The sequence below is a fragment of the Nonlabens xiamenensis genome, assembly GCF_003865345.1.
Taxonomy (GTDB): domain Bacteria; phylum Bacteroidota; class Bacteroidia; order Flavobacteriales; family Flavobacteriaceae; genus Nonlabens; species Nonlabens xiamenensis.
On the sequence record NZ_RMVE01000002.1, the window covers coordinates 388900 to 406324 of the forward strand.

Below are 17425 nucleotides of genomic sequence, written 5' to 3' on the forward strand. Positions count from 1 at the left end.
GTCATGAAACAGGCCATTGTCATAGGAGCTGGAATCGGCGGTCTGGCCATGTCTCTACGCCTAAGAAAACTAGGCTATGCAGTTTGTGTAATTGAAAAAAATGAGTACCCAGGCGGTAAATTACACGCCATCGAGCAGGATGGGTTTCGTTTTGACCTTGGTCCTTCTTTATTTACGCTGCCTCATTTGGTAGAGGAACTACACCAACTTTTTCCTGATCAATCGGTTGATTTTAGATTTCATGCTAAGTCTACTGCTTGTCATTATTTCTGGGAAGATGGGACGGTATTTAAAGCCCCTACCCTACCTGCAGATTTTGTAGAAGAAGCCCATGAAGTTTTTGGAGAATCTAAAAAACGAATTGACCTCTACCTCCAAAAAAGTAAGGCCAAATACAATCTTACCAAAAGACTCTTTCTGGAAAGATCGCTGCATCAATGGAGCACCTATTTTTCTCTGGATACTGTTAAAGCCATTATCAATGCGCCTTTTTTAGGACTAACCAATACGTTGGACAAGGAAAACCAACATTTTGAAAATCCTAAATTAAGGCAGTTGTTTAACAGATACGCAACCTACAATGGATCTTCCCCCTATCAAACACCAGGCATCATGAGTATGATACCGCATTTGGAATTGGAATTAGGGACATATTATCCTGAAAACGGAATGCATCGTATCTCTCAATCACTCTACGAATTGGCTATCAAAGTGGGTGTAGAATTCCGCTTTCGCGAAAGCGTAAATCGCATCAATCACTCCCTGGAAAGAGTGACCGGAGTGTCCACTAACAAAGGTCAACACAAAGCAGATGTCGTGGTCTCAAATATGGATATCGTTCCTACGTACGAAAAGTTGATGCCCGATATCAAGGGACCTCAAAAAACCCTTCAACAAGAACGATCCAGCAGTGCATTGATTTTTTATTGGGGAATAGCCAGAAAATTCGACCAACTGGATTTGCACAACATTCTGTTCAGCAAGGATTATCAAGCTGAATTTGATCATATTTTTAATCAAAAAACCTTGTTTGAGGATCCGACAGTCTATATCAATATCACCAGTAAAGAAACGCCTTCGGACGCGCCCCAAGGGCAAGAAAACTGGTTTGTGATGATCAATGCCCCAGGCGATTACGGACAGGATTGGGAAGAGATGACCGCTAGATCCAGAAAAAATATACTGCAAAAAATCAAGGCCTGCCTGAAAGTAGATATCAGCGACCTGATTCAAACAGAGCATGTGCTCACTCCACAAGGAATTGAACGCGATACGAGTTCATATCGTGGCGCACTTTACGGAGCGGCAAGCAATGATAAATTTGCTGCGTTCCTGAGGCATCCCAACGATAACAAGAGAATAGAGAATCTGTATCATGTAGGAGGCAGTGTCCACCCTGGAGGCGGTATACCTCTTTGTTTGTTAAGCGCCAGGATCACTGCTGACCTCATTTCCAGGAAGCGATGAAACAGGCAGCCATTGTTTTTCTCTGGATCATTCATATAGCAGCCCTGATCGGGATTGGATTAGGTTACGCGTCTTTCTTTTTACCTAAGTCTCCTTTTACCATGTTGTACTTATGGCTGGTATTGATATTTTTCTTCCCATTTAAGGAATTGAAGACATGGATACTATTCATGGTATTTATGGCTGTGGGAATGATAGTAGAATGGTTGGGTGTACATACTGGATGGTTGTTTGGACAGTATGTTTACGGAGAGAGTTTTGGATGGAAACTGGACGGTATTCCCTGGTTAATCGGAGTAAACTGGGCCATACTGACTTTCTGTTGTCATATCATTGCCAAAAAAATAATCAATTCCAGCTATGGAGCGATGGCCCTGGGGGCGACCTTCATGGTGCTACTGGACTTTTTTCTCGAACAAATTTGTGATTATGCTGGCTTTTGGCATTTTGCAGGTGGTGCAGGCTGGTTCAATTATATTTGCTGGTGGATCATAGGTTTTGCCTTACAAGCGGTTGCCAGTAGATGGGAGCTCAAAGGCGATTTTAATACCTGTCTACATTTATATGTTGTTCAACTCATTTTTGCCCTCGGATTATGGATCATCATTATGACTTAGCCATCATCGGCATGGGTTGTGCAGGCAGCCACGTGGTACTGGAGCTCATACGACGTCAAAGCAACATAAAGGTTGTGGTTCTAGATGATTTTCAAAAAGGATCAATGGACAAAACCTGGTCCTTTTGGGAAATAGGCACCGGAAAATGGGATCACCTGGTACATCATCGATGGGAGAAAGGAGCATTCATCATGCCTGATGATCATATTGAATTGACCCTTACTCCTTATCTATATAAAAGTATTGAGAGTAGTGATTTTATCGCTTTCGCGAAAGCGGAATTACAGCAACATGAGTCTTTTACCCTCATCGAGCAACAGGTCAAGGAGGTTTTGTCACCCGCAGCACTAGATTCAGAAAAAAGCTACCATCAGATCATTTATGGAAATGAGCGTCTATTTGCCCATCAAGTTTTAGATAGTCGAGTCCCACATGCCTATTTTGAAGATCAAAAGAGTTTGGGCCTCAAGCAACATTTTGAAGGTTGGGTAATTAAGACCGAAGAGGAATATTTTGATCCAAGTGTATTTACGATGATGGATTACAGGTTGCGGGATCCAGGAACGACCAGCTTTACTTACGTCCTGCCCCATTCCTCTCAACAAGCCTTAGTGGAATTTACTTATTTTTCAAAAGAACTCGTCAAGGCGGAAGTATATGCCCAATACCTAAAGGATTATATAAGAGACCACTTGAAAATTGACAGCTTTGAGATCATTCAAATCGAGAAAGGAGTGATCCCGATGACCACCTATAATTTCAACCAGCATCATAAGGCAGGCCATCTGCGTATTGGCACTGCTGGTGGTTGGGTCAAACCATCCACAGGATACAGTTTTAAATCCAGCGAAAAGAAGGCAATTCAGTTGGTAGAAAACATTTTTTCTGGTGACCCGCTGTACAATGGTTTACAGGCTGGACGTTTCAAATTGTATGATGACATTATGATAGAGGTGCTGTTTCGCGATAATGAAAAAGGACCTGAGGTATTCCATCATTTGTACAAAAACAATCCGATTGATCGCATCCTAAGATTTCTAGATGAGGAAAGCAGTTTTTCTGAAGAAATTGCTATTATGCTCCCCATGACTTCATGGCCATTTTTACGATCTTTCTTCAACAGGCTCTGGCGAAATTTTTAGTGCTTTTGGGATATCAAAACCCTCCCAGCTCCCAGCTATTTTATAGGGCTGAAACCTCGAGAACAATTCTTCCTTGTACCATTGTAGGGCCTGAGTTTGTTGCACGGCTTGACGGTGATTTTGGCTGCGGTAGGCAAACTTATTGAGAGCTCGTGCATTGTCCCAAAGACTGAAGGTCGCCATCTGGGTAACTGGTCTTTCACCAATTCCGGCTGTGAAAAGAAGATGATCATTGTCCACCAAGTCCTTTTGACTAGTCGGTACATAATCCCAGAATTTCTTAAGAAATCTTGTTTTAATGGTGGCTCGGGTAATCACGGCAATGAACTCTTGTTCAGTATTCAGCGAACTACTTTGTTCAAAAGGATTTATTTTGGACCACCTCCCATGGGCCTTAATGTTTTTTAAATAAAAGGTAATTCGCTCCGAACTGTGACTCTGATAACGCGCCGACAATTTTGATGCATTAAAAAAGTCTCGGGCATCTACTTCCGTGTTCCAAACCTGAAGCAAAGCATAAACGCCCCAATCAGGTTTGGGGTCAAAATTCTGTTTCCCACTGCCCATCAACTTATAAAATTGAAGCCCTGATGTTTTTTTTAGAGCGGGTTTGGCAAACTGCATCATCATAAACGCCCATAGTTTATGCTTAAGACTGGTATACCTGTAAAAACTAAGCGTAGTAATTTGTTGGGACATAAGACAAATATACAGGTCATTTCTGGGGAAATAACTAGATTTAAGCATGCTTATAAAATTATATCGCTTTTAATTTTTATCAGTAGTCTGGCCTCATCTTACAAGTAGTCGGCAAAACGAGAATTGCCTCTATCAATAGAGTTGAACACCTCCCATACCAAACAAGAGAAGAGCGCTATTCCTTTAGCGCTGAGTTTTGATTTTCCAGTAGGCAAACCAGAAGCTAAAGGCTATTACAATGCCCAGGCATTTGGTGTGAATGATCATCTGGGAGATGATTAGAATGCAGTTACTGGAGGTAATGCTGACCTGGGCGACCCTATCTATGCCGTAGGTGCAGGCAAGGTCATCTTTGCCGAAGATCTAAGAGGCGGATGGGGAAAGCTGATAGAAATCATACACCATTTACCTGACCAACAATTTGTGGAATCACTTTATGCGCACTGTGATAGCATGCTAGTTACAGAAGGGGATCTGATTTAAAAAGGAGCGCAAATAGGTACCATACGAACTGCCAGTGGAAGGTATCTCGCTCATCTTCATTTTGAAATCAGAGATCAGATCCATAGACCCATAGGTGGCGGATACTCATTTGATACAGAAGGATATGTGAACCCCAGTATGTTTATCACTAGCCATCGCAATTGATCTTTAAGCCATTGATCAATAAAAAAGCCCCTAAGAATTTAGAGGCTTTTCAGTGTATCAAAAGAGCATAGCTTAAGCAGCGTTTTCCTCTTTAATTTTATTCAGTGCACTTCCTTTGTGGAACCATTCGATTTGCGCATCATTATAGGTATGATTAACTTTAATCGTATCCTTAGTACCATCGGCGTGGGTGATCTCAATCGTCAATGGTTTATCTGGAGCAAATTCATGCAGGTCCACAAAGTTAAAGCTATCATCCTCTTGAATCAGGTCATAATCTGCTTCGTTGGCAAACGTCAAGCCCAACATTCCCTGCTTTTTTAGGTTGGTCTCATGAATACGGGCAAACGATTTCACGATCACGGCAACCACCCCTAGGAACCTAGGCTCCATCGCAGCGTGTTCACGAGAGGAACCTTCCCCATAATTGTGGTCACCCACAACAACAGAAGGAATACCTTCGGCTTTATATTGTCGTTGAACCTTAGGAACGGCATCATACTCACCAGTCAATTGGTTTTTAACAAAATTGGTCTTTTTATTGTATGCATTCACTGCACCAATTAAACAGTTGTTAGAAATATTGTCCAAATGACCGCGGAACCTTAACCATGGACCAGCCATAGAGATATGATCCGTGGTACACTTACCATAAGCCTTGATCAACAGCTTGGCGTCTTTGATATCCGTACCAATGGGTTCGAATGGTTCTAACAATTGTAGTCTTTCAGAATCTTCGGCTACTTCGACTTTTACGCTACTCCCATCTTCTGTAGGTGCCAGATATCCATCATCCTTTACTTCAAAACCTTTCGGTGGCAATTCCCATCCTGTAGGTTCATCCAACATCACTTCCTCTCCATCCTCATTGATTAACTTGTCAGTAAGCGGATTGAAATCCAATCTTCCAGAGATGGCAATAGCCGCTACCATTTCAGGTGAAGCAACAAATGCGTGGGTATTGGGATTACCATCCGCTCTCTTCGCAAAGTTCCTGTTAAACGAGTGAACAATGGAGTTTTTGGGTGCATTCTTGGGGTCTTCATAACGCGCCCACTGTCCGATACAAGGTCCACAAGCGTTGGTAAATATTTTTGCATCTAATTTTTCAAAAATACCTAGAATACCATCACGCTCTGTAGTGTAACGTACTTTTTCAGAACCCGGATTAATTCCGAACTCTGCCTTGGTCTTCAACTTCTTGTCGATCGCCTGCTGGGCAATTGAGCTGGCTCGGGATAAATCTTCATAGGAAGAGTTGGTACACGAACCTATCAGTCCCCACTCAACTTTTAGAGGCCAATCATTTTTGGTCGCCTTTTCATTCATCGTTCCTACCTCAGTAGCCAAATCTGGGGTAAAAGGTCCATTCAAATGTGGCATTAAAGTATCAAGATCGATTTCGATTACCTGATCAAAGTATTGTTCTGGGTTTTCGTAAACCTCAGGGTCACCGGTAAGGTATTCTCTTATCTCATTGGCTGCATCGGCGATATCTGCGCGTTCTGTAGCACGTAAATAACGCTCCATGGAATCATCGTATCCAAATGTGGAAGTGGTAGCCCCTATTTCTGCTCCCATATTACAAATGGTCCCTTTTCCTGTACAGGAGAGATTTTTGGCACCTGGTCCAAAGTATTCAACAATGGCTCCGGTTCCACCTTTCACTGTAAGAATTTCGGCTACCTTTAGAATCACATCTTTGGGCGCGGTCCAACCAGATAGGTTACCAGTTAGTCTCACTCCGATCAGTTTAGGGAATTTGAGTTCCCATGCCATTCCTGCCATTACGTCGACAGCATCTGCACCACCAACACCAATTGCCACCATTCCTAGTCCACCTGCATTTACGGTATGAGAGTCCGTTCCAATCATCATTCCTCCTGGGAAAGCATAGTTTTCCAATACTACTTGGTGAATGATACCAGCTCCTGGCTTCCAGAAACCAATACCGTATTTGTTGGATACTGTTTCAAGGAAGTTGAAAACCTCATTGGAGGTATTCATGGCATCCTGAAGATCGGCATCTGCACCTATTTTAGCTTGGATCAAGTGGTCACAGTGTACAGTAGTAGGAACTTCAACATTATCTTTTCCTGCTTGCATGAATTGAAGCAAGGCCATTTGAGCAGTAGCATCCTGACATGCGATACGATCTGGCGCAAAATCTACATAATCTTTACCACGGGTAAAGGTTTTTTCTGGAGTACCATCCCAGAGGTGCGAGTAAAGAATTTTCTCGGCCAGGGTAAGAGGTTTGCCAGTGATTTCACGTGCTTTATTGACACGTACAGGCATCTCGGCATACACCTTTTTAATCATATCTATATCAAAAGCCATATATGTAAGTTTAATTTTAATCTAAGGTTTGCGAAAATACAAAAATAGCAGATGAAATGAAAGCCTTCAGTCATCTTGCGCTGTGTATATCAAAACTAACCATCAACCTTAAAATAAGCATTTTTAATGCGGATTTGATAATAAATAAGCACTAAAACCATGTTAATTGTAATCCAGTGGTTAGGGACTATGGATCGACCCAAATATTAGACGGATTTAGAATTGTGGCATTGAGAAAGGAAAAGAGAGTTTGAAGCCAAGACACATCTCGCTACGATAAGAAAAGTCCACAGTTTGCGCAATATGTGAAGCAAAACTATATGAATCCGCACAATACGGATCCAAAAACAACCCAAAACAACCAATCGAACAGAAAAAGTGGCTGCGGTTGTCCGGCGTATCTAGCTTTTCTAGTAGGAAATCAGTCAGCGGTAGCGTGCGGGATACTTCATCACAGAATCTTTGCGATAATGCTTTCCTCAGTAAAACCTTCCGCTTCGGCTTTGTAATTTTTGATGATACGGTGTCTAAGAATACCATTGGCTACCGCCTTAACATCTTCTATGTCTGGACTGTATTTACCATTCACAGCAGCATGAGTTTTAGCAGCCAAAATTAAATTTTGGGAAGCTCGAGGCCCAGCACCCCAATCAATATATTCCTTGATCAATTCTGGTGCTGTATCACCTTTAGGACGTGTTTTTCCTACCAGTGTAACCGCATATTCTATCACATTATCAGCCACAGGAATACGACGTACCAATTGTTGGAAGTCTACGATTTCCTGAGCAGTAAATAATGCATTAATTTGAGGTTTGTGGTCACTAGTGGTGCTCTTAACTACATCTACCTCTTCCTGAAATGAAGGATATTGTAGATTAATCGAAAACATAAAACGATCCAGCTGCGCCTCTGGCAATGGATAGGTTCCTTCCTGCTCGATCGGGTTCTGAGTAGCCAAAACAAAATAAGGAGCATCCAATTTGTAGTGTTGTCCCGCTACGGTAACCGACTTCTCCTGCATGGCTTCAAGTAATGCGGCCTGAGTTTTAGGTGGCGTACGGTTGATCTCATCGGCCAAAATGATATTAGAAAATACGGGACCCTTTAGAAATTTAAAGGTGCGGTTTTCATCCAAAATCTCACTACCCAAAATGTCGCTGGGCATCAAATCTGGTGTAAATTGGATACGTTTGAACTGCAAGCCCAGGGCTTGGGAAATGGTATTGACCATCAAAGTTTTGGCCAGTCCAGGAACACCTACCAATAAGGCATGTCCACCTGAAAAAATACTGATAAGAATCTCATCGATCACCACTTCTTGACCGATGATCACTTTGGCAATTTCCTTTTTTAGTTCCCGATGCTTTTGAACGAGTTGGTCGATGGCTGCTACGTCAGACATATGAATTTTTGGTTTAGCCGAAATATACTACTAATTCCAACCATCAAGGATTTCACATTCCTTAAATTCTTCACCAATCTTGACGTAAGTGTCTTTGATTTTTTCGGCGCGCCATTCCTGAATGGCTTTTACCTGCTTATCCTTCAGCGCTAAATCTTTGATTTTGAGGTAATCCTGAGAATAGTTGGCTTTATGATCTGGAATCTTGTCAATTATTTTAATGATCTTAAAAGAGGTACGTCGTCCTGTTGGATCAGTTTCCTCGATGATACCACTTACATCTCCTTTTTCCAGGAATTGAACTTGAGAAGCCATATCAGACTCAAGTCTGGTCACTTCAACTCTAGCCGTTCCTGTGTTTGGATTGATGATCCGACCACCATTTTCTGCAGAGCGCTCGTCATCGCTAATTTCGGCGGCGGCATCTTCAAAAGAGATATCACCTAAGATGATCTTGTCCCTCATTTTCTCTAACTTTTCACGAGCCGCATTTTTTTGAGCGGTTGATATAAAAGGTTCAAGCAGAATGTGACGCACATCGCGCACTTGCCCCTTAACACTTTCCACATAAAGAATGTGCCAACCAAACATGGTTTCAAATGGTTCACTGATCTCTCCTTCCTGAAGCGAAAAGGCTTGATCCTTGAACTCCTTTACAAAAGGACTATTTCTTTTAAGCGTTAACACACCTCCCTGTCTCTCCGTGCCCGTATCATCTGAGTATAAAGTAGCTTTTACACTAAAATCCGCTCCATTATCCAACACATCTGCCCGGTATTCTTTGAGTTTATTGATCACCAAGTCTATTTCCGCTTGTTCTGGTTTGGGAGTAACAACTATACGGGCCATCTCGACTTCTGTATTGAACAATGGACGCTGATCTTCTGGAATATCATAGAAAAACTGGCGTACTTCTTCAGGGGTGATTTCTACCTGTTCAGTGATACGCTGCTGCATGCGTTGAGCCAGCAGTTGATCTCTATTCACACGATTCAATGCTTCACGCACCTGTTGGATGTTGTCTTTTTTGTAGAATTCGGCTATCTTTTGTTCATCCTGAGTTTTCAGCACATTTTTAAAATAGTCGATCTGCTGTTCTGTACTCCCCTCAATTTCACGATCACTGATCGTAATAGAATCTTGAATGGCATGGTGAGCATACATTTTTTCGGCGAGCAGACTTTGCATCAACTCACAGCTGGACAAATCAGAAATTCCGGCCTGTCTTTTGGCCTGTTCTTTGGCCTGTGTGATATCTGAAGATAAGATCACATAATCCCCTATTACCCCTGATACACCATCGATCAAAAAGCGCTTCTGTTGGGGCCTAACGCTATCCAACGCAGCAAGAGTTTCCTTTTTTATTTTCTCATCTATGGCAGCATACTCTGTGGAGTCTTGCGTGGTTTGTACCGTTCCCGCTTTCGCGAAAGCGAATCCAACCAACAGCAGCATCCAACTACTGATCTGCTTTAACTTTATTACTTGATTTGGCATCATTGAGTAAATCTTTTTCTAATTTTTGTATGTAGGCAATCTTGCTCTTGTTGAGTAAGACTTGCTTGATCGTAGGTTTAACGTAGGAAAGTGGTGCGCGATTGCCCCTTTTCAGTACATCTTTAAAGTGCACCAAATATACACCAAGACTATCCTCCAACTTCCAGTACGCTCCTTCTTTTATGTAGGTGCGCTCATTGGTCGGGTTGATGGCATTGATACGATCAAAAAGCGTGCTCTTTTTTATCCAGATGTCATCATCGAGGAAATAACTGCGATAATTGAGGTTGAGACTATCGACTTTTTTCAAAGATATGGAGTCGCCTTCTCGGAACCATTTATCAATTTGGTCCAGGTCCTTGTTGATCGGATCCAAGTGAATGTATTGGAATTGCACCAAATCCTCATTGAGTTTTAAGTCCTCGCGCCTCTGCTCATAATATTTCTTAATTTCTGCCTCTGAAATATTGGTATCCATGTGCTGTTTCACCATTTCAGCCAGGTATTCCTGAACATACAGCTCGATACGGTAGCGCTCTATAAGTTGATCCAATTCCCGCTGTCGCTCTTCTGAAATATTGTCCATGGCATTGTTCAACAGCATATGATCTTTGGTCCATTCTTCCAAATGCTGTTCCACAATTTGTGTACTGTCTTCTACCGTATAATCCACCGGCAACAATTCCATGATTTCACTTCTGTACACCTTGTGTTCGCCCAGTTGCGCAACGATAATTTGCTCTTCTTCATTTTGAAAAAGAGAACAAGACACAAGGAGCAGTGTCACAATGAGCAAAATGCCTTTTTTATGTGCGTTTTTGGTCTTCAATATGTTGTTTGACTTTTTTCAATACCTTTTTGTTCACCTTGATCTTTTTACCGTCCCTCAGCTGTTCAAGCCATTGTCTTTCTAAGGTTTGTTGATAATCATTAATCACAGCACCCCTGGCTTCTTCCAGACTCTTAATGGTAGGTTCCAGGATTTCATTGACCTGGATCACTTTATAAAAACTATCTCCGGCGTCATGATAAATTTGAGAAACCCCTTTGCGGACCTCAAAGTCTTCTGGCAACCTACTATAGGTCTCGTCCACTATTCCTTTGGAGACCATAACTTTAGTACGATTATCAATGTTGAAACGCTCCTTGATACTGTCCACCTCAACTCCTTGTTCCAATAACTTTTTGACCTGTTCGGCCGTTTCTTCACTTGTACTTTGGGTAATAATCAAGTCCAATCGGCGCTTCCATTGATAGTCATTTTTATGATTTTCGTAAAAGTTCATTTGGCCGACTGAATCAGTTTTTGCCTTTTCCCAAACTTTGGTCTCAATCAGGTCGAAAATCAAAAAGCCTTCCTTGAATTCGTTATACAGAAAAGCAAAGTCTTCGTTATCCTCTTCCAAGTGCTCGTCATAATAAGCCCTCAACTTATCGTTCACAAATTGGTCGAAATAAGAAGACAATTTTGCCTTTTTAGACGGGTACACCTTAGTTTCCTTTAGTTGCTGCTGCTCAACATATGTAAGAAATTCCGTATAGGTATAAGATTGATCCTGGATGTTAAAAACGGGAGTTTCAACCCGCTGATGTTCGGCTTTTAACTTATACTCATTTTTTAACAACAGACTATCATCTACCATATCTAGTAATGTTGTGGGCAGCTTTAAATTCTCTGATATGCCGTATTTGTCTTTCAGTTTCTTGATAAAAGCCTCTGTAATCTTTTGGGATCTTGGGGATTTTTGAATTTTACCTCTCAGGCTTTTTTCCTGTTTTTCAAATGCTGGTACTGGATGCCGCTCCAGTAGTTGGATAATGTGCCAACCATAAGGTGTCTGAATGGGCTGAGTATATTCCCCAACAGATGGTATCTCAAAGGCAGCTTCGGCAAAGGTCGGATCTATTCCTCCCGTACCAAATTTATTGAGACGACCACCCCTGGAAGCACTATTCACATCATCTGAAAATTCACGAGCCAATTCTGCAAAATCCTTTCCAGCCTTCAACTGACTGTAAATTTCCTGGATGCGTTGAGCGGCGGTTTGTTCCTGAACTTCCTTTTTATCAAAGGTCATGATATGTGCAACTGTAATCTCTCCAGGATTGGAACGGCGGTCATTTACCTTAAGAATGTGGTATCCAAAATCTGTTCTGAAAGGCTCGGATACTTGACCTACTGGCGTTTGATAGGCAGCATTTTCAAATTCATAAACCATCCTAAACGCTCCAAACCACCCCAATTCTCCCGCATTACCTGCGCTTGGGCCTTCACTTTTGGTTCTGGCTAATGTTGCAAAATCAGCATTGGGTGCTGTAGCTTGACGATATAAGTCCTGGATGCGATTCCAGGCATTCAGCGTATCTGCTGGAGAGGCATCCCTGGATACCTTGATCAGTATATGACTGGCGTTGACTTCTTCTTTGCTACGCTCATAGGCCTGGCGCACCAATTGCTCTGAGACCTCATTGTCAGTCAGGAAAGCTTGAGCAATACCAGATCTGGTGGATTGAATTTCCTTGAGATACTCCTCCTTTTGGTCCAAACCTAAACTTTTGGCTTGCTGTAATTTTAACCTGTAGTCAATGTAAAGATTCAGGTAATTGTCAACGTCTTTTTGTTGGTCATCTTGAACGATATCCAAATTCTTAAAGTAGAATTTGATAAAAGTCCCTGCATCATAATCGGTACCATCAATGCTTAACAATGTCTTATCCTTCAGCTCCTGACTGTTCGAGAACTGGGCGGCAAGACAAAAAACTACCAATATCCATTTAAAGTTTCTCATAAAAAAATCATTACCAAGGCCTGCAAAAATAGGTATTTAGGGCACTCCTTCAAAACCCCAAATGACTTGACCTTTAGGGTTTGTTAACATAAGTTTGCACTTCCCGCTACGACTTAAACCGTATGATCCATACCCAAGACGAAATTATCATACATCTCCCACTGTCCAAAGTCATTTATTTATTTCAACAACCTGAATATTTCAAACACTGGCAACACGGACTCATTGATTTTAAATACTTATCTGGAGCACCAGGGGCTCAAGGCAGCACCAGGCAAATGCGTATCAAGATGGCGGGACAGGCCATCACCATGAAGGAAGAAATCACGCTGGTCGATCTGCCCCATAGATGGAAAGCAACTTATAAGCTCAAAGGGGTAATTAATTATCAAGACAACAAATTTGAGTCTTGCTCAGATTCTATTCAGCAGCCGCTAACAAACATTAACAAAAATAACCAAGGATCCACCAGATGGCTAGCCCAAAGCCAATTCAAATTTACTGGCATGATGCGATGGGTCGCTAAAGCAAGGCCTCAGGCGTTTGAGAAACAGACCCGCCAACACATGAATGATTTCAAGATATTTGCCGAGAACTATGATTTTAAAAATGACCGTCCTACATGAGAAAGTTAAAGTTAATTTGGGATTTTAAAGGCCCTGCAGCCCGCCCGACAGCCGAACACCACCTGGTGCACCTGAATGAGTTTTTAGAAATAGAATCTATCGATAGTTTGGCGTGTGGTGTAGAACAGCTTCACGACAACCACTGGATCGCATTTGTTGCATTAAATGAAGAGTTTATGCCACTGGTGCGCGATAGACTTAAACCTCATCGTGGGCAGCTTTGGTCATGATTGACTTGAAGTAGTCTCATTCGTGGCATCTTTCGATAGGCTTGCGCGAGCCAAAATACTTGCCCTGGCTGTGGACGGGTATTGAATACGCTTCACCATTTGGTAGGCCAGCATTGACACCAAAAGTATATAAGTCATCCTCGATAAAATAAAGAACCAATCGTGTATAGTAAAGATGGCAATAACCAAAAACGCATTACTGATCAAATAAGCATATGGAATTATCAAGAAATGTTCGTTGTCGGTGCGATCTAGCTGCATATAACTCACTCCAGAAATCATTGTACACAAAGTTCCTAAAGCCCCGTAAATATAAAAACACAAGAGTTGGGTTGGTTCAATAAATTCAGCTACCGCTTGAAGCAAGACATGGAGTAAATAAAGATTAAAGCCTGTAACAACAGTCAAAATAAGCGTGTTGCCCAGGTTAAGTTGGCGCCAATCAATCACTCGCCAAATACTCGTCATTAAATAGGCAAAGCCCGTTTGGGAAATGATAAGATATAGTATAGATACCCAAAATTCATCGAAGAAAACCAAACATAAATCAGACATGACTAGAAAAGCCCAACTAATCATGTACTTGGTTTTCTTGTTCAGATCCCATCTAAACAGAAGATAGGCAAATAAGAAAAGTCCTGTCGCAAACCTTATCCAAAATACAAATTCTGGCAGGGTTATGATGACTAGAAGATTCACTATCAGGAGAACGACCCCCAATAAAATAATATGTCGTTTTAGGCGGCTAATTTTTTGGCGAATAGATTATTTGAACTGGAAATCTAATAGAAATCAAAATCTTAGCTTTGCACTCTAGATCAATTATTTATTAAAATCGATAAAATACCACTTTTTTGTCGTTCATCTATTCTTTAATCTATTGACTGTCGCAAAACAATATGAACTTCTCTATTCGTCAACTCTTTAACGAATTTCTTCAAAAGGACCAGATTCTGACTGGCTCAGATTTGGACACCCGTTATCACCACATCTGGCACATGGATCAGTCGCTCCAAGCGGCTTGCCTACTCTTACCCGAAAGCACCAAAGAGGTATCCATGATCATGAAGCAGTGCGATAAGCACCAACTTACCGTCGTGGTACACGGGGGATTGACCAATCTTGTGGGTAGCACTGAAACCCAGGAAGATGAAGTAGTTATTTCGTTGGAGCGCATGAACCGTATCGTACAAACCGACACTTCCAGTAGGACGATGGAAGTGGAAGCCGGCGTTATTTTAGAACATATTCAAGACAAGGCTGAGGAAAATCAGCTGCTCTTCCCCCTCAACTTTGGCGCGAAAGGAAGTGCGCAAATAGGCGGTATCATATCTACCAATGCCGGAGGCTTACGTGTATTAAAGTATGGTATGACTCGCCAGTTGATCTTGGGATTAGAGGTTGTGCTAGCCGATGGACGCATTATTTCTTCCCTTAAAAAAATCATCAAGGACAACAGTGGTTATGATTTGAAGCAGCTTTTTATAGGTAGTGAAGGTACATTAGGTATTGTTACCAAAGCCATGCTTAAATTAGAAGAGGCGCCCAAAAGCAGAAATGCAGCCTATGTAGGTTTTGACGCTTTCGCGAAAGTGGTTCATTTCCTCAAATATATGGACGGTCAGCTGGCAGGACAGCTCAGCGGATTTGAATTGATCTGGAAGAATACGTATCAGCAAATGACCAGCACAAGTGATGCCGTACGACCACCGCTCCCTTATGACTACAATTATTATGTGTTGGTTGAATCCATGGGAGCAGACCAGATAAAAGATCAGCAAAGTTTTGAATTTCTACTTGAAAAGGCCTTGGAATCAGACATGATCCTGGATGCGGTCATGGCACAGTCACCCAGTGATGTGGAATGGTTTTTCAGGATCCGGGAAGATGTAAATAACCTGGTTGATTTCATGACCCACGACCAGCATTTTGACATCAGTCTGCCCATACCACTGATAGGAGAATACATTGCAGACCGATATGAGCGGCTGAAGGAAATTGACGGCGTTGAACAGGTATATGCTTTTGGACATGTAGCCGATGGAAATATTCACTTTATGATTGGTAAAGAAAATACCTCAGCCGACCTAAAAAAGGCCATTGATCATTGCATCTATGATGGGCTCAAAGCTATCGGTGGTTCTGTAAGTGCTGAACATGGGATTGGCGTACACAAAAAGGAGTACCTGCAAATATGCCGTACCACAGAAGAAATCCAGTTGATGAAACAAGTCAAAAACATGATGGATCCTAAGGGCTTATTGAATCCAGGGAAGATTTTTTAACCAACGCAAGTTGAGCAAATTAGGTTGGGCTGTAAATACGGCACTAATATTGATACACTAGCAAAAATACCCGCATGCGTTATTTTGCCTACTCAATCCTCACTATTTTAATCTCCTGTATAACCACATTGGCCTTAAAAAATCGGCATTATTTCAACAGTTGGGAATGGGTCTAAAGCTAAACTTCAGTATGAGAATTCATCCAACAATTTGAGCCGAATGAAATATACGATCGCTTCTATAACCCTGATTTGCTTTTCTGCTCTCACGCTTGTGGTCAATGAAAAATTTGGCGCCAAAACTATTGAAATATGGGGCCAGTACACTCCAGAAGCGGACTTAGCCCGACATGAGATTGATGTTGATGATTTTGAGACTTACAATGACTTTTTGGAAGCCCTAAGTGATATAGATTGTAATAATAAAACTCCCATCATCTTGCTTAGAGATCAAAATATAACCTACCACATTCAGCCGATGTTCCATAATTGCAAAAGACTAATTTATTGCGGTAGATCGAATCGATATATTCAAATCACTTCGGACTTTATATATATTGATGAACCTGTACAATTTGGGCGTTTAACTGAAGAAAATATGTATACATTTTTCCAGGAAACCTTTCGAAAGGAACCCTATTTTCTTACACCTCAAAAACCTAGATATTCTAATCTCCATTTTGTGTTCAACAAAGATCAAACTATAGAGGTTTTCAGGGAGATCTTGCTTCTAGCCGTTAAAGCATATGTAAAAATTAAAGACCAACATGATGGAGAAGTTCCATTTAATGCACATTTTTCTTTTCCTATCCCTCCACCTCGACCACCGTCATTACTGATTGAAACCTCGTAATTTAATAGCAGTCAGCACTTTTTTAGTGTAAAGCGGGAAATCTGCATTCTGGATCCAGCTGTAGTACCCGGGCTCACTCTCCAATACATCCACTACACGCTTCCCTTTGTGTTTGCCAAAATTAAAACACTCCTCTCCCTTATCGTTATAGGCTAGCATACCTGCAAAATCCACTGGCTTTCGTCGGGCGGAGAATTCAGCCAGGGATTTCATGTCATTCTCTAATTCTGGATAGCGCTCCAATTGTCCTTTCAACACCTCGTAGGTGGCAATGGTGTCTGCCTCCGCACTATGAGCATCGGTCAATTCTTTGTCGCAGTAAAATTTGTAGGCCGCCACCAGGGAGCGTTGCTCCATTTTATGAAATATATTTTGCACATCAATAGCATTGCGATTACCCATTTCAAAATCCACTCCGGCCCTAAGCATTTCCTCGGCCAAGAGCGGAATGTCAAATCGGTTGGAATTGAATCCGGCCAAGTCTGAATCCTTAATGATATTATTAATTTCATGAGCGCGCTCTGCAAAAGTGGGTTCATTAGCTACCATTTCATCTGTAATTCCGTGTACCGCAGTAGTTTCAGCTGGAATTGGAACCGTAGGATTAACCTTGAATGTATAGGTTTTTTCGTTGCCGTCAGGGAATACTTTATGGATGGATATTTCAACAATACGATCCTTGGAAATGTTGGTACCTGTGGTTTCTAGATCAAAAAAACAAATGGGACGATGCAGGTTAAGTTTCATGAATGGCAGTGCTGTTTGGGATTGAACATTTTGGTGATTACAAATGTAGGTAAGTTCGCTTTCGCGAAAGCGGAGTCCCTA

The 17425-nt window shown here is 41.7% G+C and carries 17 protein-coding genes; 9 read left to right on the forward strand and 8 right to left on the reverse strand.

Going from position 1 to position 17425, the window contains the following annotated elements:
* Positions 1 to 3 precede the first annotated feature (3 nt).
* From crtD to EGM47_RS06715, 3 genes are read left to right on the forward strand one after another with little or no spacing between them, the layout of a single operon-like run.
* A complete protein-coding gene (gene crtD, locus EGM47_RS06705; RefSeq protein ID WP_124980008.1) occupies positions 4 to 1467 on the forward strand; it encodes a 1-hydroxycarotenoid 3,4-desaturase CrtD in 1464 nt (487 codons plus the stop codon).
* Complete coding sequence (locus EGM47_RS06710; RefSeq protein WP_124980009.1) at positions 1464 to 2084, forward strand: carotenoid biosynthesis protein; 621 nt, start codon at positions 1464 to 1466, stop codon at positions 2082 to 2084. Before crtD ends, EGM47_RS06710 begins: the two co-directional genes overlap by 4 nt.
* Complete coding sequence (locus EGM47_RS06715) at positions 2063 to 3226, forward strand: lycopene cyclase family protein (protein WP_124980010.1); 1164 nt, start codon at positions 2063 to 2065, stop codon at positions 3224 to 3226. The genes EGM47_RS06710 and EGM47_RS06715 overlap by 22 nt, the downstream gene beginning before the upstream one ends.
* Here EGM47_RS06715 and EGM47_RS06720 read toward each other — a convergent pair.
* A complete protein-coding gene (locus tag EGM47_RS06720) occupies positions 3188 to 3925 on the reverse strand; it encodes a DUF3291 domain-containing protein (protein WP_124980011.1) in 738 nt (245 codons plus the stop codon). The two genes, EGM47_RS06715 and EGM47_RS06720, sit on opposite strands and share 39 nt — an antisense overlap.
* A 123-nt stretch (positions 3926 to 4048) precedes the next feature.
* Between EGM47_RS06720 and EGM47_RS16530 the strand changes: the two genes are divergently transcribed.
* The gene (locus EGM47_RS16530) at positions 4049 to 4207 is read left to right on the forward strand and encodes a hypothetical protein (RefSeq protein ID WP_240642318.1); all 159 of its coding nucleotides are present in this window, start codon (positions 4049 to 4051) and stop codon (positions 4205 to 4207) included.
* Positions 4208 to 4234: 27 nt separating this feature from the next.
* Positions 4235 to 4408: a M23 family metallopeptidase gene (locus EGM47_RS16535; protein WP_262707061.1), complete on the forward strand. Its 174-nt coding sequence runs from the start codon at positions 4235 to 4237 to the stop codon at positions 4406 to 4408.
* Between the two features lie 237 nt (positions 4409 to 4645).
* On the opposite strand, the gene EGM47_RS06730 is transcribed toward EGM47_RS16535, so the two are convergent.
* The 5 genes from EGM47_RS06730 to EGM47_RS06750 all read right to left on the reverse strand — a co-directional run bounded on the left by EGM47_RS06730 (position 4646) and on the right by EGM47_RS06750 (position 12604).
* The gene (locus EGM47_RS06730; RefSeq protein ID WP_124980012.1) at positions 4646 to 6913 is read right to left on the reverse strand and encodes an aconitate hydratase; all 2268 of its coding nucleotides are present in this window, start codon (positions 6911 to 6913) and stop codon (positions 4646 to 4648) included.
* Between the two features lie 451 nt (positions 6914 to 7364).
* The gene (locus EGM47_RS06735) at positions 7365 to 8324 is read right to left on the reverse strand and encodes an AAA family ATPase (RefSeq protein WP_394341792.1); all 960 of its coding nucleotides are present in this window, start codon (positions 8322 to 8324) and stop codon (positions 7365 to 7367) included.
* A 24-nt stretch (positions 8325 to 8348) separates the two neighbouring features.
* The gene (locus tag EGM47_RS06740; RefSeq protein WP_124980014.1) at positions 8349 to 9818 is read right to left on the reverse strand and encodes a peptidylprolyl isomerase; all 1470 of its coding nucleotides are present in this window, start codon (positions 9816 to 9818) and stop codon (positions 8349 to 8351) included.
* The gene (locus EGM47_RS06745) at positions 9778 to 10587 is read right to left on the reverse strand and encodes a peptidylprolyl isomerase (protein ID WP_240642319.1); all 810 of its coding nucleotides are present in this window, start codon (positions 10585 to 10587) and stop codon (positions 9778 to 9780) included. The genes EGM47_RS06740 and EGM47_RS06745 overlap by 41 nt, the downstream gene beginning before the upstream one ends.
* Before the next feature lie 34 nt (positions 10588 to 10621).
* The gene (locus EGM47_RS06750) at positions 10622 to 12604 is read right to left on the reverse strand and encodes a peptidylprolyl isomerase (protein ID WP_124980016.1); all 1983 of its coding nucleotides are present in this window, start codon (positions 12602 to 12604) and stop codon (positions 10622 to 10624) included.
* Between the two features lie 122 nt (positions 12605 to 12726).
* Here EGM47_RS06750 and EGM47_RS06755 point away from each other — a divergent pair, with 122 nt between their 5' ends.
* Both EGM47_RS06755 and EGM47_RS06760 read left to right on the forward strand, forming a co-directional pair.
* Positions 12727 to 13230, forward strand: coding sequence for an SRPBCC family protein (locus EGM47_RS06755; protein ID WP_164510834.1), 504 nt, complete (start codon positions 12727 to 12729; stop codon positions 13228 to 13230).
* Positions 13227 to 13460, forward strand: a complete 234-nt coding sequence (locus tag EGM47_RS06760; protein WP_124980017.1) for a hypothetical protein — start codon at positions 13227 to 13229, stop codon at positions 13458 to 13460. Before EGM47_RS06755 ends, EGM47_RS06760 begins: the two co-directional genes overlap by 4 nt.
* Here the strand turns inward: EGM47_RS06760 and EGM47_RS06765 are convergent.
* Positions 13455 to 14039 (reverse strand): hypothetical protein, encoded by a 585-nt coding sequence (locus EGM47_RS06765; protein ID WP_124980018.1) that lies wholly within the window; start codon positions 14037 to 14039, stop codon positions 13455 to 13457. The two genes, EGM47_RS06760 and EGM47_RS06765, sit on opposite strands and share 6 nt — an antisense overlap.
* Positions 14040 to 14359: 320 nt before the next feature.
* Here EGM47_RS06765 and EGM47_RS06770 point away from each other — a divergent pair, with 320 nt between their 5' ends.
* A complete protein-coding gene (locus EGM47_RS06770; protein WP_124980019.1) occupies positions 14360 to 15745 on the forward strand; it encodes an FAD-binding oxidoreductase in 1386 nt (461 codons plus the stop codon).
* A 219-nt stretch (positions 15746 to 15964) separates the two neighbouring features.
* On the forward strand, positions 15965 to 16597 hold the full coding sequence (locus EGM47_RS06775; protein ID WP_124980020.1) for a hypothetical protein: 633 nt from the start codon (positions 15965 to 15967) through the stop codon (positions 16595 to 16597).
* On the opposite strand, the gene EGM47_RS06780 is transcribed toward EGM47_RS06775, so the two are convergent.
* Positions 16577 to 17344: a 3'-5' exonuclease gene (locus EGM47_RS06780; RefSeq protein WP_124980021.1), complete on the reverse strand. Its 768-nt coding sequence runs from the start codon at positions 17342 to 17344 to the stop codon at positions 16577 to 16579. The two genes, EGM47_RS06775 and EGM47_RS06780, sit on opposite strands and share 21 nt — an antisense overlap.
* Between the last annotated feature and the right edge of the window lie 81 nt (positions 17345 to 17425).